Below are 14,802 nucleotides of genomic sequence, written 5' to 3'. Positions count from 1 at the left end.
TCACACCTCCTTTTTATGCCGGTTGCACTGCTCACAGCTGCTCATACGTGATATATTATTTCCAAGAACAATGATATAGTATTCGAGGCAAAAATAGGAGGATGAAAGATGTTGAGAACTCACACTTGTGGAGAACTCACCCTTCAAGACGTTGGTAAGAAGGTTACTCTGGCTGGTTGGGTTGACAGGATCAGGGACCTTGGTGGCGTGAAGTTTATAATGCTCAGAGACAGGTATGGTCTAACGCAGGTTGTACTATCACCAGAGATAGAAGTCGATCTTCGCAGAGAAGCCGTCGTTCAAGTCGAAGGGCTTGTCAGGGAAAGACCCAAGGAAACTGTGAACAAGGATCTTTCAACTGGCGAGATTGAAGTTATAGCTGAAAGAGTGAAAATTCTCTCTTCACCGTCCAAAGACCTACCATTTTATCCAGGAGAGACAAAATTGCCAGCCGAAGACGTCAGATTGAAGTATCGCTACATCGATCTTCGAAGAAGAGAAGCCATGGACAGAATTATAACAAGACACAAGGTTGCCCAAGCTGTAAGAGAGTATCTAGGAGCACAAGGATTTATAGAAGTCGAAACTCCCTTTCTGACAAAGAGTACACCGGAAGGAGCAAGAGACTTTTTGGTTCCCTCAAGGCTTAAGCCTGGTACCTTCTATGCCTTACCACAATCACCACAACTCTTCAAGCAATTGTTGATGTTGAGCGGATTAGATCGATATTTTCAGATTGTGAGATGTTTCCGTGATGAAGATTTGAGGGCTGACAGACAACCTGAGTTCACACAGATCGATATAGAGATGTCTTTCAACACAAGAGAAGATGTCATGCAAGTCACAGAAGGTATGCTCAGGTATGTCTTCAAAAAAGTTTTGGGTATTGAACTACCTGAAAAACTCGACCGACTGACCTATGAATATTGCATGAACACCTATGGGTCAGACAAACCAGATCGAAGAATACAGATGCAGTTTAAAGATTTCAGTGAGTTTTTCAGAGACTCTGATTACCATGTGGTCTTGAATGTCTTGAAAAACGATGGGGTTGTTAAAGGGTTTGTAGCCAAGGGACTTTCACAGAAGATGACAAGAAAGTTGGCAGACGAACTCGATCAGCTCGCAAAAGCCTTTGGTGTTGGAGGAGTTCTCTGGTTTGCAATAGATGTCAATGGCGTTATGCGTGGTGCCGCGTTGAAACACTTACAAAAGAGCTATGAAGCGATATCAAAAGATCTTTCGATGCAACCAGAAGATGTGTGTATAATCGCAGCGGGGAAAAACACCGATGTCAACAATGCCCTTGGAGAGATCAGAAAGAGTCTTGGCGAACAATTCTATTCACATCTCAAATCTGGTTTTGACATCTTCTGGGTGATAGATTTTCCAATGTTTGAGTACAGCGATGAAGAAAAAAGATTCGTTGCACAACATCATCCTTTCACAATGCCAAACCTTGAAGACTTGGCAGAGTATAGAGGTAGCGATCTTTCTAAAATAAGAGCACAATCTTATGACATTGTCATAAACGGCTTTGAAGTAGGGTCAGGAAGTGTTAGAATTCATAATGCAGAGCTTCAAAGAGAAGTCTTCGAGTTGATGCAACTGACCGAGGAGGAAATCAAAGTAAAGTTCGGATTTTTGTTGGAAGCTTTTCAGTACGGCGCGCCGCCACATGGTGGTATAGCGCTTGGTTTGGACAGATTAGTTGCCATAATGTGTGGTGTCTCTTCGATACGCGATGTGATAGCATTCCCGAAGACTTCGAGCGGTGTTTGTCCGCTTACGGGAGCACCAGACATAGTCAGTGAAAGACAACTGAAGGAACTCAAGATAAACTTAGGGGGCGATTGATGATGAACGATATTTCGGTGAAGTTTGAAGAAGCCAAAGCCATGTTGATCTGCAGAGTAGAAGGTGACTTTGACGCATATCATTCTGCTGACATCAAAAAAACGATTAAGGAGAAACTTGAAAAATCAAGTAATGCAAAAATAGTGATCGACATGTCAAACGTTCCCTATATCGACAGTGCCGGGCTTGGTACGATGGTTTCACTTCTGAAAGATACGAGAACATTGGGAAAAGAACTCGTTTTGGCTGGCTTGAGACAAAATGTCAAGCGTATCTTTGAGATGACGCGACTTGACAAAGTATTCAAAATCGTTGATGTACCGGAGGAAGCGTGAATTGAAGGAACTTCTCATAGCAATAGATGGTCCTGCTGGTTCTGGAAAATCTTCTGTGGCGCAGCTTGTTGCAAAAAAATTGAAGTTGAACTACTTAGACACCGGTGCTATGTACAGAGCTGTCGGCATTTATTTGCACTCAAAAAATCTTTCGCCCTCAGATGATCTGTCAAAAGCCCTCGATGAGATAGAGTTTTTTTACAATTCAGGCGACCTGTACCTCAATGGTGAGAAGCTAAAAGAACAGATAAGAACTGCTCAGGCAGGAAAACTTGCTTCTGATTTTGCTGTAAATCCCTTAGTAAGGTTGAAGCTGACAGAGATTCAAAGAAATATATGTAAAGGTGGAAGATTCGTAGTCGATGGGAGAGACATAGGAACAGTGGTCCTTCCAAACGCACAGGTGAAGATCTTTCTCACAGCGTCCTTCGAAGAACGCGTTCGAAGAAGACTCAAAGAACTGTGCCACAAGGGTGTTGATCTCACCTTTGAAGAAGTAGCAGAACAGATCAGATTGAGAGATGAACAAGACTCCAAAAGATCACTTGCACCACTTCGACCAGCTGAGGACGCCATAGTCATCGACACAACAGACAAGAGTATAGAAGAAGTGGTTCAAGAGATTTGTGACATTGTACTCAGGAGGATGAACTGTGAGAATGATCGTTGCTGAAGATGTAGGTTTTTGCTTTGGTGTTAACCGCGCCTTAGAGATAGCACTGAGCGAGATTTCCAAGAACGAAAGAGTTTACACACTCGGTGAGTTGGTTCACAACAAAACAGTTATACAATCTCTGAAGCAAAAGGGAGTTGAAGTCATAGAAAAAGAGATTCCAGAAGATGCAAAGGATTCTGTCTTGATAATACGCGCACATGGCGTTCCAGAAGAAGAGATAAAGAAAGCTAAAGAGACTTTTAAGAAAGTTGTTGATACAACTTGTCCAATTGTTTTGAATCTGTTCAAAACTGCTCAGCAGATGTACCAATCAGGTTACAGAGTCTTCATTTTTGGTAAGAAAGATCATCCTGAAATGAATGCACTGGTCAGTTATGCACCAACTGCCTTGATCACGACCGAACCTGTTGTGTTAGAAGCGAAGAGTTGTATATTATCACAGACCACAATGTCTGTTGAAGAATTCAACACGTTTGTCTTAAGCTCAATTCAAATGTCTGTTTACAAAGAATTACGTGTCATAAACACGATATGCGATGTGACAGCAAGGAGGGAAAGAGAAACAAAAAAGATATCACAGGAAAGTGATTTGGTGATAGTTTTAGGTGGCAAGAACAGTTCAAATACCTCCAAACTTGCAAAGATCGCTTCAAAGATAACGAGGGTTGTGCATATCGAAGATCCTTCAGAAGTGGAGAAAACTGATTTAAGTGGTATAAACACTATAGGTATTGTCACAGGCACTTCAACGCCCAAAGAAGACTTGGAAATACTCATCGGCAAAATTCTTCATAGGAGGGAAAAGAAATGAGCGAGAAACAAGAAAGGATGGAAAATTTTGAAGAGTACCTGGACATCTCCGAGAACAGTCCAGGTCAGATCGTAGAAGCAACGGTGACCAGAATCAACCCAGCCGAAGGAATCTCCGTTGATTTCGGAGGTAAGCAAGAAGGAATGATACCCCAGAACGAGCTCGTACGCCCGGCGACTACTTACAGATTAGGTGAAAAAATCAAAGCTCAGATACTCAAAATCAACGATGAGGAAGGTTATGCTGTCCTCTCCGAAAGAAAGCCCTTTGCAAGAGAGGTACGAAACTCACTAAAGAAGGCTTATGAAACAAAGACACCGATCAAAGGTAAGATAGTTCAGGCGGTTTCTGGAGGCTATCAAGTTGATATTCAGGGTGTCCTCAGCGCATTCTTGCCAGGATCACACTCTCTGCTCAGAAAGGATCAAGCAATTCCAGACGAGGAAATGGAGTTCCTGATAATCGAGTACACCGTGGACCGGAAACGACAGCGAGTTGTTGTTTCAAGAAGAGCACTTGTAGAGCAACTGCGACGTGATTTCTTCAACTCTCACAAAGTCGGTGATGAGGTTCTCGCAGTTGTTGAACAGATTTCTGAAGATCATGCCATACTCGATTTGGGTATAGTAAAAGCCTTTTTGCCGAGAACTGAGCTCTCCCACGATCCATCGATTTCCTTTGCAGACATCTTGAAAAAGGGAGAAAAGATCAAGATCAAGATAATAGAATTGGACGAAACAAAAGGTTCTGTGACCGTCAGTTTGAAAGCACTTGAACCAGATCCTTGGTTGAAAGTCTCCGAGAAGTACCCTGTTGGAACGATAGTACAAGGTGCAGTGAAGAGCATTCTGCCTTTCGGTGTCTTTATAAATCTTGAGCCTGGTCTTGATGGATTAATACACATCTCGGAAATCTTTTGGGGCAGCAAAAAGGCCGATCTTCACAAATATTTCAAGGTTGGACAGTTAGTGCAGGCTGAAGTAGTTGAAATAGATCCTGAAAAGCGTAGAATTTCCTTAAGCTATAAGAAAGCTAAGGGCGATCCATGGGAGAATGTTGCAGAGAAATATCCTGAGGGAAGTGTTGTGAGCGGAGTTGTACAGAGAGTACTTTCAACCGGTGCTATAGTGGAAATCGAAGATGGCGTGAGTGGGTTTGTACCAAAATCAGAACTCTCCTGGAACAAGATAAAGGATCCATCAGAACTCCTGAAAGAGAAACAAAGAGTCGACGTAAAGATCCTTTCCATCGATCAACAACAAAGACGAATGAGACTGAGTATAAAACAGCTGACATCTGACCCGTGGGAAGAAGTACTCACTAAACTGAATGAAGACTCTGTTGTCAAAGCAACTGTTAAGTCAAAGGTCAACTCTGGATTCATTGTCTTTTTGAACGATTTCTCAGTAGAAGGGTTGATGCCATCTGGACATGCTCATGAAGATCTGAAAGAAGGCGATGAAGTAGAGGTTTTAGTTCTAAGACTCATACCTGAGAGAAGAAAGGTCTTGGTGAGCCAGAAAAAACTTGAAGAAAAGAGAGCTTACGAAGATTACAAGAAAACGATCGGTGGAGAATCGAACCAAAAAACGCTTGGTGATAGGATGAAAGGCTGATGGCTGTTGTTGTAATTGCCGGCAGAACAAATGTTGGGAAGTCCACTCTTTTCAACAGATTGATAGGAAGACGGAAGGCAATAACAGAAAAGCTCGATGGCGTTACGCGGGATGCAGTAAAAGGTCTCGTCAGTTATGACGAGACCGTTTTCACATTGTACGATACCTGCGGTGTCTTTGAAAAGACAAACGATCCAATGCTTGAGGCGATGCGTGAAAGGGCATTCAAAACCTTTCAAAAAGCAGATTTGATACTTTTCGTTGTCGATGGAAGAAGCGGTATAACATCAGACGATGAGTATGTGGCAGACCAACTGAGAAAGACAGGTAAGAAAGTGATACTCGTGATAAACAAAGCTGAGAACATGTCGCTTATCGAAAGCAATCTCTCAGAGTTTCTAAGATTAGGTTTTGAAGATTATGTATTCGTCTCCGCACAACACGGAAAAAGCACCGACGAACTGCTCGACAAGATTGCGAAATTTCTGAAAGAAAACAACTGCACTTCCGAAAAAGTAGATCAAGAGTCTCTGCCATCGATAGCAATTGTTGGTAAACCAAATGTTGGCAAATCTTCTCTGTTCAACGCCTTGGTTGGTGAAGACAGAGCGACAGTGACGCCCATTCCTGGAACAACAAGAGATCCAATCGATGAGGTCGCAGAGATAGGAGGTAAAAAATACATTTTCGTGGACACCGCCGGAATGAGGCGTAAGAGTAGAATCGAAAGAAAAACAGTTGAACGTTTCAGTGTGAGCCGAACTATAGACGCCATAGAATCAGCCGATGTAGTCTTGCTCGTAATGGATGCAACAGAGGGTATTACTCATCAAGACAAAAGAATAGCAGATCTGATACTGAGCAACGGTAGAGCGATGATCTGTGTGATGAACAAATTCGATTTGAGTCAGGTTTCAAAAAGACAGTATGAAGAGATCTTTCATTCACAGATGCCATTTGCAAACTTCTGTCGAATCGTCTTCACCAGTGCGGTGAAAAAAGTTGGTTTAAAACAACTCATAGAGGCAATTGACGAAGCATACGAATCTTATTCGAAAAAGATACCCCAAAACCAACTGAGTAAACTGGTATCGCAGCTTTCTCTTCTTGCCCCCAACCTTTCCAAAGGAGAACTCAGAATATACTCTGTTAGACAAGTGAAAGCAAAACCACCGAAATTCGTCGTTCAAGTTAATAAAAAAGAGCAAGCTACTGAAACTGTCTCAAGGACATTGCAACGACTCATAAGAGAAACGGTCTATCCTTTCTGTGGGTCTCCTATAATTCTTATTTTCAAAGGTAGGGAGAATAGATGAATTACCTCTTGGTCGGGGTGATTTCTTACATCTGTGGCGCAGTACCCTTTAGTTATATACTCCCAAAATTGAAAAAAGTAGACGTGAGGAATGTGGGAAGCGGTAATGTTGGTGGGACAAACGCATTGAGAGCAGCAGGCCCATTGATTGGCATGACGTGTATGATTCTCGATGCACTCAAATCCTTTATCCCAGTGCTAATAGTTTCGAGAATCTTCATGTACGATCCTCATTATATTGGTATTGCGGCAATCTTTGCTGTACTCGGTCATGATTTTCCCATCTTTTTGAAATTCAAAGGAGGGAAAGGCGTAGCGAGTACAACGGGTGTCTTTTTCGCGATATACCCACTCTCTGGATTTGTCTTCTTAGGTGTATGGATAAGCCTCACTCTGTACATCAAATATGTCTCTCTGGCTTCGATCATTGGAATGTACTGTGCAGCACTGGTTACATTTCTTTTCAACAGAGACATTGCCGTACTCTTTTTGCTTCTGGCAACCCTTGCAACTTTGAGACACTCAGAAAACATAGAAAGACTCTTAAAAGGTACAGAAAGAAAAACAGATCTCATATCAATGTTCAGAAAGAGGCGCTGATATGAGAAAGTTCATTATTTTTAGCTTATCGATCGTTTTTTGCGTCATCAGTTTCTCCATAATAAACGAAGAGCAAGCTCGTGAACTTTTTTCTCAGGCGCTTTCGTACTGGTATGAAGGCGACGTCATAAAAGCCAAAAGTCTCATGGATGATGCTTTATCAGGTTTGATCTATGTTTCTGATATTCCAGAATTCTGGTTCTTCACCTCCAAAATAGACATCGACATGCGGGCCGTTGAAAAGGCACAAGAAGACCTGAAAACTATCCTGGTGATCAGTCCCGGCAAACCGGAGGTCCTTTCCCTCCTCAAAGAGATTGACACGCTGCTCAAGCCTTTGGAGTTTTCAACGCCTGCCGTTCAGCAAGAGACTCTTCAGTTCGACGGATTCATCAAAGGCATAGAGTACTTTTACACACCAAATTGTGCCGGTTTTCTGGAAAATTCCTTAGTTATAGCAGACAAAGCCAACAAGAGATTGGTTCGTACTACCGAAGATGGATATGAAATTACCAAACTGAGAACAACTCCATCGAGCATGGCGGTCTCACCCAAAGGAGAACTGTATTTGAGTGGTGATGGTAGACTCCTTCTTTACGATATGAAAACCAGTTCAGAACAAGTTTTATACGATGGTTTTATAAATCCCATTCTCGCCGGTTTCGATAGAATTGGCAGACTTTGGGGCAGTGATGTAGACAGGGTCTTTGTCTACGACGGGAAGACTGTGAAATTTCTTTCACTCGGTGACTTTTTCATCATCAATGATATCGAATTGACACCCTATGGCTTCTGGATTCTCGATGTGATGTCAGACCAACTGATCTACTATGACTTTTCTCTCAAAAAAATCAAAAGCATTCCTGCACATGGCGCTTGGTGCTTTGAGACAACCATTTTAGGTGATCCAATAATCCTGACGAAAGACTTCAGACTTTCAGTACTTCGAGACAACACAGTGAGCGATCTCTATCGTGTCCCGGATGGAACTGTCTTTTTCGAGTACTTCTACCCTTATCTCATCCTTCTGAACTGGAAATCAAATACCGTGACCGTCAAACCGATGAAATCTGAAGAACCGATCATCGTGAAAGTTGACACATTGAGTTTCGAGAACGAAAATCTAAAACTGAGTGTTAGAACTGAAAGTATATACGGAGACCCTATACCTTGTCTGAAAGACTTTCTTGAGGTGCGCGAAGGCGGTGGTCCCGTATTCTTCAACCTATCTGTGGAATACTCTAAACTACAGTGGTTGAAAGGTGAAAAAGGTTTCTTCGAGAAAACATTGCCTTTTATCAAAAGAGGCTTAGCTCATGGCGTATTCTTTGAAAATTCACCTGAAAACTACAAAGAGACAGATTTAGTAACCTTGCGTGGCAAGAACGTGAAGATCTTTTCCAGATCGAATCCAACGGAGTTCGTATTGTTATCAGGAGGAGCTGGTATGCTTTCTTCACCCACTGAAATATGGCAACCTGTGTATCGAATATCTTTCAGCCGCACAAGACCATTGCCATCTGATATCACAGCTGTGACTGTGCAACTGAGATTAGGAAAAGAGCTCTACTCAGATACAATCTATTACACCAGAGGACTGATCAAGTGATGGAAGAGTTATTCAGGCAAGCTTATGAAGCTGCAGAAAAAGGTGATCTAAAAGAGGCAGAAAGACTCTACAGAGAGTGCTTGAGACTCTATCACTCACCAGAAGTTTTGAACAATCTTGGAAATGTGTACAGAAGAATGGAACAAATCGCGAAAGCCATCGAGTGCTATCAGAAAGCCGTTGAACTGGATCGCAATTACACACCAGCTTATGTGAATCTTGCGTCGACGCTTCTCAACTTGGAGAGATACGACAACGCAAAACTCCTTTTGTTAAGAGCCATGGAACTTGGCGTAGAAGATGAGAGAATCACGGCAATGCTCATAGTATGTTATCTTGCACTCGAAGAGGAAATGCAGGCACTCGATCTGTACATTCTGAAGAGAAATGATGAAAAACTTTTGACAGAACTTGTCGAGTACGGTGTTCTGGAGAAATTAGAAAATCTCAGAAGAATTTGGAGGAAAACTTAAATATCTTGGAAGAAACTTCTCACCAGCAGTGGATCTGTCTTTTCTCTGAGTAATCTTTTCAACTTTTGAATGGTGTTATCGACTTTCTTGAAATTCACATTCAGATCACTCTGTATTTGCTCATAACTGGCACCACTTATCCACATATCTACTATTTCACGTTCAAGATCTGTCAGGTATTCGTTTACGGTATCCATTATTAAAGCAGCAATCGCCTGATGTGCAGTTGAGGTTGAAAGATCTTCAAAAGAGTATCCAGTTTCATCAGAATCTTCGCTCGTTAGAAGATCAACACTGACAGCTTCTGTGAGCATTTTGTTCTTCTTTCTGTTGAGGAATGTGATGAAAGATTTCAATTCTGATTCAACGCTTCTCCAAGCAAACGATGAAAAACCACTCTTGTCTGGCTGATAGTAATACACAGCTTTGATCAAACCTACTAACCCATTTTGAACTAAATCTTGGAACTCCGCCCAAGGAGCGTAGTACTTCGAAGAGATCTTCACAACCATTGGGTAGTATCTCTCAACAAGAAGGTCTAGTGCTTCCTTCAAGCCTTGTTGTGCGAGATTAACTAATTCTTCTGTTCTCTTCGTCCTCAGATGATACTTGATCTTCAAGACACTTAGCCACCCTTGAGCATTTTGGCAAGTTCACCTATGTTCTCAAGTACAAGGTCAGGTTCCCAGTCTGCAGACTCTAAGTCTTTCAACGTCGTCTCACCTGATAAAACGAGTACAGAGAATATCTTTGATCTTCTCGCAAACTCCATATCGGTGTAAAGTCTATCGCCAACCATTGCTATCTTTTCTGGATTTGTTCCAGTTTTCTTCGCAATCATCTGAAGCATCAAAGAATTGGGCTTTCCCACTACGAAATCTGGCTTTCTGCCAGTTGATCTCTCTATCAGAGCGATGAAAGATCCAGCATCTGGCACTGGACCATCTAAGGATGGACAGTTTATGTCAGGATGCGTAGCGATGTAGTCTAAACCTTTCCTCAGAAACAAACATCCTCGAGCCAATTTCTCGTAGTTAATCTGTGTATCATAGCCTAAGACAACGATCTGTGGATTCTCAACGACTATCTCATGACCATACTGCCGAAATGTCTCTGCAAGTGACTGAGTGCCTATCAAATAAACCTTGCTCGGTCCATATCTTTCCCTTATGAAGATTGCCGTTGCTTCACCAGATGTGAAGATATCATCCTCCTGAACATCCACTCCCAACCTTCTCAGCTTTGTGGCGTATTCACTTTGACTTTTCGAAGAATTGTTCGTCAGAAAGATAAACTTCTTTGCCTGATCTCTGATCGTCTGTACAAAATCCAAAGCCCCTGGGAGTAGCTGGTCGCCCAGATAGAAAGTTCCATCCATATCGAGCAAGAAGAGTTCGATCTCTTCAAGACACAAAGTCATCACCTCATAGAATACAATACCAAATTTGGGCTACTCAATTCAGAAAGGTTTTTGAAGGAGGAATTCCTTTGAGCCAACGAAATGTAGCATTGAGGTTGTCTATTTTTTCAGCTGAGATTTAACAAAATGCAAAGAAAACAATTACACCCTGTAAGGTCAAGAAGCAAACTGTATTTGGTACAGTTTGTAGTAAACTCCCCTTTTTGAAAGCAGCTCGTTGTGCCGTCCTTCTTCTGCAACTTTGCCATCGTGAATCACCACTATTCTGTCTGCACCCTTCACAGTCGACAATCTGTGTGCGATCATTATCACAGTTCTCTCTTTGGAGAGTTCTCTGACCGCCAACTCTATCCTTGATTCAGTTTCAACGTCTATGTTACTCGTTGCTTCGTCTAAGATCAATATCTTTGCGTTGAATAAAACAGCCCTTGCAAGTGCTATCAATTGTCTTTCACCAGCAGAAAGCGTAGAACCCCTTTCAATTATCTTTGTGTAGATGCCATCACTGAGTTTGCTTATTATGTCATAAGCATAGACCTTTCTGAGCGCTTCAGCAACTTGGTCTTCTGTGTATTCCTCATGAAACAATCTCACGTTGTCGAGTATCGATCCAGAAAAGAGTATGACATCTTGTGGAACTGCCGCAATTTGCTTTCTGATCTTACGCAAATCGTACTCGAGGATGTCTTTACCATCTATCAAAATCTTACCTTTTTGTGGAACATAAAGACCGTTTATCAAATTCATCAACGAAGTCTTGCCCGCACCAGTTTCACCAACGATAGCTGTTAACTCACCAGGTTTGAAAGAGACATTGATCTCTTTCAGAACCCAACGTTGGGAATCATAACTGAACCAGACACCATCAAACTTCAGGTTTCCTTTTGTGATCTCTTTTTCTTCTGAAGGATTTCCCAATTTCTCAGGTTCTTCGTCCATCAACGCGAAGATCTTGTCGCAAGATGCGACAGTGTTTTGAACGATATCGTATTTTTCAGAGATATCACCAAGAGGTCTCATGAAGGTGTCAACGTAAGCTACAAAAGCGTAGAGTTCACCAAATTGAATCGTTCCACCAATGATGTACTTAGAGCCAAACCAAACTATTGCACTCAGAGCAAAGTAATGAATGAGATCGATGAATGGCCTGAAAATTCCAAAGACGTAGAGTTGGTTTATCAGAGATCTGTACAGATCTTTGTTCACTGAATCGAACTCCTTGGATTTGTAATCTTCAGCCATGAACAGCTTGATCACACCTATACCACTTATATGCTCGGCAAGGTAGGCATTGACACGAGCAAGATTTGTTCGTACCTCTCTGTACACCTTCAGATCAAAGTATCTGAACAACACCATAGCACCTACGATTATCGGGAAGATGAAACTGACATTGCTGAAAAGTCTTGTGCTTATCTGAAGCATGAAATAGATAACACCGGCAAGCAAGAAGAAATCTTTGACAATCGCCGTTATGACTGTGGAAAAGAACTCTTGAACATTCTGAGTGTCATTGACAATCCTGGTGTTGATTCTGCCAGAAGGATTTTTGTCGAAAAAGGACATCGGCAGATCAAGAACTTTCTTGTACAGCTCACTTCTTATGTCGTATACTACCCTGTTTCCAAGAAAAGAAGTCAGGTAAGTACTCAGATAACCCAAAAGAAACTGAAGCCCAACCACACCTAAGAGCGCAAAAGCCATTCTTGAGACACCAGCAATTCGATCCTGCATGTTCAGCGTCGAGTTGTTCATGTAACCATCTATAGCACGTCTCACAATTTGTGGAGGAAGCAAATCTATAACTGCTGCAACAAGAACAACGAGTATTGCGAGAACAAAAAACCAAAAATATGGCTTTGCGTATCCCAAAAGTCTTTTCAAGGGTAGATCACCTCGTGTCATTAGCCTCACGAACTATTCTACTACTTTATCTTGATGTGGAAAAACCTAATCTTTCCAAACTGATCGTGATAAAATGAAATCTCTCCAAAAACACCGAATCTCTCAATCTGATCTTTCTGCTCTGGGGAAAACTCCATCAAGATATCTTTGCCTCTCAGCAGATTTACCTGACTGAAAAACTCCCTGTAGAATTCGAGTCCGTCCTCTCCCGCAAACAAAGCATTCACTGGTTCCATCAAAACTTCTTTCGGAAGAATGGCATCTTTTGGAATATAGGGAGGATTTGAGACAATCAAATCAACCTTGTTCAACACAGGCTTTAATGGTTCCAAAAAAGCACCCTTGAAAAGACAAATCTTGGCGCCCAACTTCTCTGCATTTCTTTGAGCCAAAGTCAGCGCTCTTTCATTCACATCAGTTGCATAGACTTGACAAGAGCTGTTCAGAGAAATGGCGATTGCTATTGCTCCTGAACCAGTACCTATGTCAGCAACTACTCTGAGGTCTCCTTTCTCAACGATCTCTAAGGCAATATCTACAAGCACTTCTGTTTCAATTCTCGGTATGAACACCCCATCTTCGATGTCGAGTTCCAAACCGTAGAAATAGCACTTTCCGACAAGGTACTGAAGTGGAAAACCATCAGATCTAAGTCGAGCTAAATCAAGTACCCTTCGAATCACATCATCTTCGACGGGATCATCAAAGTGCAGCAAAACCCTTTCTTTGGTGAGTTGAGTGACATATGACAAAAGCAAAAGAGCCTCCGTTCCGGAAGAATCGGAGGCATTGCTGATCAAGGCTTTCACAGTCTTGTACAACTCTCTGAAAGTCATAGGCCGAATCTTTTTCTCAGCTCCTCATTCATCATCTCTGGAGACCAAGGGGGATCAAAGGTTAAGTTCACCTTTACATCCTTGACACCTTCAAGCTGACGTACCTTATCTTCTGCATCTTGCAAGATCATGCCCGCCAAAGGACATGCTGGTGTTGTCATGGTCATGGTGACTGTAACATTACCTTCTTGATCAACATCAACACCGTAAACCAATCCAAGACTTACCACATCAAGACCTAATTCAAAATCTATGACATTACTCAGAGCTTCCATGACTTGTTCTTTAGTTACCATGGGTCTCTCCTTTCAAAAAGATTCCAAAAGTCCTGTCAAGATGGAAACATGACTCATCTCTTCTTTAACGATGAGATCTATCTTGTCTTTGCCCAGTTCGACAGGTACCATTTCTTTTACACCAAGATAAAAGATTATCGAATCTTTTTCTATATCGATCGCGATTCTCAAAAGTTCAGAGACAGATCTGATGTCTTTGAACTTCGTTGTAGGATCTGCTCGCAGATCAAAGACCTTACTATGGGCTATCGCTCTGAGATATTCAACTGCTTCTCCTTGCGGGTCTAAAAACTCTGAGAGTTCGCGTTCTTTTTGTGCAAGATCAACTCTCATACTGTGAAATCTCTTTTCGTGTTCTTTCTCCATCTCTGCCAACTTCAAAAAGAGCGATTTTTTTGTGTACTCTGGGAATTCTTCAGCGGCCTTTGTGTAGAAGGTAACGCCATTTCGTTCTATCTGCTCGGCAATCTCGAAGATCTCATCGATGTTGAACATCTAATCACTCCCTTTTTGCCAGCTCTCTGTCCAACATCATTATACCAGCAAAGTTGTCCTTTATGCGCTCCAATAAGGTCAGAATCTTCTGTGCATTGGATTCCTCTTCGACTTGTTCGTTGACAAACCAATTCAGAAAGACCAAAGCAGCGTTGTCTTTCAGCTCACTCGCTAACTGAACCAAATCGTTTATGCTCTGAGTGACTTTTTGTTCATGTTCGTAAGTTTGTTTGAAGACTTCCAAGGCAGATGACCAATCTTTCCCCAAGAGGGAAATCGGTTGCAACTCCACGCGTGCACCACGCTCGTTGAGGTGTTCGTAAAATTTCATCGCATGGTTGAGTTCTTCTTGGGCTTGTTTTTTCATCCAATGTGCGAAACCTTCCAGCGTTTGATTATCGAAGTAAGCAGCCATCGCCAGATAAAGATATGCTGACTCAATCTCTTTTCTTATCTGATCATTAAAGGCTTTAACAAGCTTTTCGTTCATCTTTCTCACCTCTTCGCTTAGATTTTGAAAAACTCAAGATCAATTCGCAATATCGCACAAAAAGCCCG

General features: G+C 42.0%; 16 protein-coding genes. 9 read left to right on the top strand and 7 right to left on the bottom strand.

The annotated features are described in order from the left end of the window. Window positions 1–108 precede the first annotated feature (108 nt). The 9 genes from aspS to ACSFC1_RS01310 are packed head-to-tail and all read left to right on the top strand — an operon-like array spanning window position 109 to window position 9,292. Window positions 109–1,857, top strand: a complete 1,749-nt coding sequence (gene aspS, locus ACSFC1_RS01350; protein ID WP_435564337.1) for an aspartate--tRNA ligase — start codon at window positions 109–111, stop codon at window positions 1,855–1,857. After that, window positions 1,857–2,192 (top strand): STAS domain-containing protein, encoded by a 336-nt coding sequence (locus tag ACSFC1_RS01345; RefSeq protein ID WP_435564336.1) that lies wholly within the window; start codon window positions 1,857–1,859, stop codon window positions 2,190–2,192. Before aspS ends, ACSFC1_RS01345 begins: the two co-directional genes overlap by 1 nt. Before the next feature lies 1 nt (window position 2,193). Next, a complete protein-coding gene (gene cmk / locus ACSFC1_RS01340; RefSeq protein ID WP_435564335.1) occupies window positions 2,194–2,865 on the top strand; it encodes a (d)CMP kinase in 672 nt (223 codons plus the stop codon). After that, window positions 2,852–3,679: a 4-hydroxy-3-methylbut-2-enyl diphosphate reductase gene (ispH, locus tag ACSFC1_RS01335; protein WP_435565960.1), complete on the top strand. Its 828-nt coding sequence runs from the start codon at window positions 2,852–2,854 to the stop codon at window positions 3,677–3,679. The genes cmk and ispH overlap by 14 nt, the downstream gene beginning before the upstream one ends. After that, the gene (locus ACSFC1_RS01330) at window positions 3,676–5,295 is read left to right on the top strand and encodes a S1 RNA-binding domain-containing protein (RefSeq protein WP_435564334.1); all 1,620 of its coding nucleotides are present in this window, start codon (window positions 3,676–3,678) and stop codon (window positions 5,293–5,295) included. Before ispH ends, ACSFC1_RS01330 begins: the two co-directional genes overlap by 4 nt. Next, window positions 5,295–6,611, top strand: coding sequence for a ribosome biogenesis GTPase Der (der, locus tag ACSFC1_RS01325; RefSeq protein WP_435564333.1), 1,317 nt, complete (start codon window positions 5,295–5,297; stop codon window positions 6,609–6,611). Before ACSFC1_RS01330 ends, der begins: the two co-directional genes overlap by 1 nt. Next, on the top strand, window positions 6,608–7,210 hold the full coding sequence (gene plsY / locus ACSFC1_RS01320) for a glycerol-3-phosphate 1-O-acyltransferase PlsY (protein ID WP_435564332.1): 603 nt from the start codon (window positions 6,608–6,610) through the stop codon (window positions 7,208–7,210). The genes der and plsY overlap by 4 nt, the downstream gene beginning before the upstream one ends. Before the next feature lies 1 nt (window position 7,211). Next, on the top strand, window positions 7,212–8,819 hold the full coding sequence (locus ACSFC1_RS01315) for a hypothetical protein (RefSeq protein ID WP_435564331.1): 1,608 nt from the start codon (window positions 7,212–7,214) through the stop codon (window positions 8,817–8,819). Beyond that, window positions 8,819–9,292: a tetratricopeptide repeat protein gene (locus tag ACSFC1_RS01310; RefSeq protein WP_435564330.1), complete on the top strand. Its 474-nt coding sequence runs from the start codon at window positions 8,819–8,821 to the stop codon at window positions 9,290–9,292. The genes ACSFC1_RS01315 and ACSFC1_RS01310 overlap by 1 nt, the downstream gene beginning before the upstream one ends. Here ACSFC1_RS01310 and ACSFC1_RS01305 read toward each other — a convergent pair. The 7 genes from ACSFC1_RS01305 to ACSFC1_RS01275 form a co-directional block, all read right to left on the bottom strand. Next, window positions 9,289–9,912 carry a sigma-70 family RNA polymerase sigma factor gene (locus ACSFC1_RS01305; RefSeq protein ID WP_435564329.1) on the bottom strand — a complete coding sequence of 208 codons (624 nt, stop codon included), beginning with the start codon at window positions 9,910–9,912 and terminating at the stop codon, window positions 9,289–9,291. The genes ACSFC1_RS01310 and ACSFC1_RS01305 overlap by 4 nt on opposite strands. 5 nt (window positions 9,913–9,917) lie before the next feature. Next, a complete protein-coding gene (locus tag ACSFC1_RS01300) occupies window positions 9,918–10,712 on the bottom strand; it encodes an HAD-IIA family hydrolase (RefSeq protein ID WP_435564328.1) in 795 nt (264 codons plus the stop codon). Window positions 10,713–10,868: 156 nt separating this feature from the next. Continuing rightward, the gene (locus ACSFC1_RS01295) at window positions 10,869–12,617 is read right to left on the bottom strand and encodes an ABC transporter ATP-binding protein (RefSeq protein ID WP_435565959.1); all 1,749 of its coding nucleotides are present in this window, start codon (window positions 12,615–12,617) and stop codon (window positions 10,869–10,871) included. 20 nt (window positions 12,618–12,637) lie between these two features. Further along, entirely contained in the window at window positions 12,638–13,453 is an 816-nt protein-coding gene (gene prmC / locus ACSFC1_RS01290) for a peptide chain release factor N(5)-glutamine methyltransferase (protein ID WP_435564327.1), read from the bottom strand. After that, window positions 13,450–13,749 carry a metal-sulfur cluster assembly factor gene (locus tag ACSFC1_RS01285; RefSeq protein ID WP_435564326.1) on the bottom strand — a complete coding sequence of 100 codons (300 nt, stop codon included), beginning with the start codon at window positions 13,747–13,749 and terminating at the stop codon, window positions 13,450–13,452. The genes prmC and ACSFC1_RS01285 overlap by 4 nt, the downstream gene beginning before the upstream one ends. A 12-nt stretch (window positions 13,750–13,761) precedes the next feature. Further along, a complete protein-coding gene (locus tag ACSFC1_RS01280) occupies window positions 13,762–14,244 on the bottom strand; it encodes a ferritin family protein (RefSeq protein ID WP_435564325.1) in 483 nt (160 codons plus the stop codon). 4 nt (window positions 14,245–14,248) lie between these two features. Further along, complete coding sequence (locus ACSFC1_RS01275) at window positions 14,249–14,734, bottom strand: ferritin (protein WP_435564324.1); 486 nt, start codon at window positions 14,732–14,734, stop codon at window positions 14,249–14,251. Window positions 14,735–14,802: the final 68 nt, after the last annotated feature.

The sequence above is a fragment of the Pseudothermotoga sp. U03pept genome, from assembly GCF_051235805.1.
GTDB lineage: Bacteria > Thermotogota > Thermotogae > Thermotogales > DSM-5069 > Pseudothermotoga_B.
Note: the sequence above shows the minus strand (reverse complement) of the source record. Positions and strands in the feature narration are given on the sequence as shown.

Bases quoted from the DNA above. Each gene is read 5' to 3' on its own strand.
- ACSFC1_RS01280 (WP_435564325.1), bottom strand. From the start codon at position 14,244: ATGTTCAACATCGATGAGATCTTCGAGATTGCCGAGCAGATAGAACGA.
- ACSFC1_RS01285 (WP_435564326.1), bottom strand. From the start codon at position 13,749: ATGGTAACTAAAGAACAAGTCATGGAAGCTCTGAGTAATGTCATAGAT.
- ACSFC1_RS01330 (WP_435564334.1), top strand. From the start codon at position 3,676: ATGAGCGAGAAACAAGAAAGGATGGAAAATTTTGAAGAGTACCTGGAC.
- der (WP_435564333.1), top strand. From the start codon at position 5,295: ATGGCTGTTGTTGTAATTGCCGGCAGAACAAATGTTGGGAAGTCCACT.
- ACSFC1_RS01300 (WP_435564328.1), bottom strand. From the start codon at position 10,712: ATGACTTTGTGTCTTGAAGAGATCGAACTCTTCTTGCTCGATATGGAT.
- ACSFC1_RS01275 (WP_435564324.1), bottom strand. From the start codon at position 14,734: ATGAACGAAAAGCTTGTTAAAGCCTTTAATGATCAGATAAGAAAAGAG.
- ACSFC1_RS01295 (WP_435565959.1), bottom strand. From the start codon at position 12,617: ATGACACGAGGTGATCTACCCTTGAAAAGACTTTTGGGATACGCAAAG.
- ACSFC1_RS01310 (WP_435564330.1), top strand. From the start codon at position 8,819: ATGGAAGAGTTATTCAGGCAAGCTTATGAAGCTGCAGAAAAAGGTGAT.
- ACSFC1_RS01345 (WP_435564336.1), top strand. From the start codon at position 1,857: ATGATGAACGATATTTCGGTGAAGTTTGAAGAAGCCAAAGCCATGTTG.
- ispH (WP_435565960.1), top strand. From the start codon at position 2,852: ATGATCGTTGCTGAAGATGTAGGTTTTTGCTTTGGTGTTAACCGCGCC.
- prmC (WP_435564327.1), bottom strand. From the start codon at position 13,453: ATGACTTTCAGAGAGTTGTACAAGACTGTGAAAGCCTTGATCAGCAAT.
- plsY (WP_435564332.1), top strand. From the start codon at position 6,608: ATGAATTACCTCTTGGTCGGGGTGATTTCTTACATCTGTGGCGCAGTA.
- aspS (WP_435564337.1), top strand. From the start codon at position 109: ATGTTGAGAACTCACACTTGTGGAGAACTCACCCTTCAAGACGTTGGT.
- ACSFC1_RS01315 (WP_435564331.1), top strand. From the start codon at position 7,212: ATGAGAAAGTTCATTATTTTTAGCTTATCGATCGTTTTTTGCGTCATC.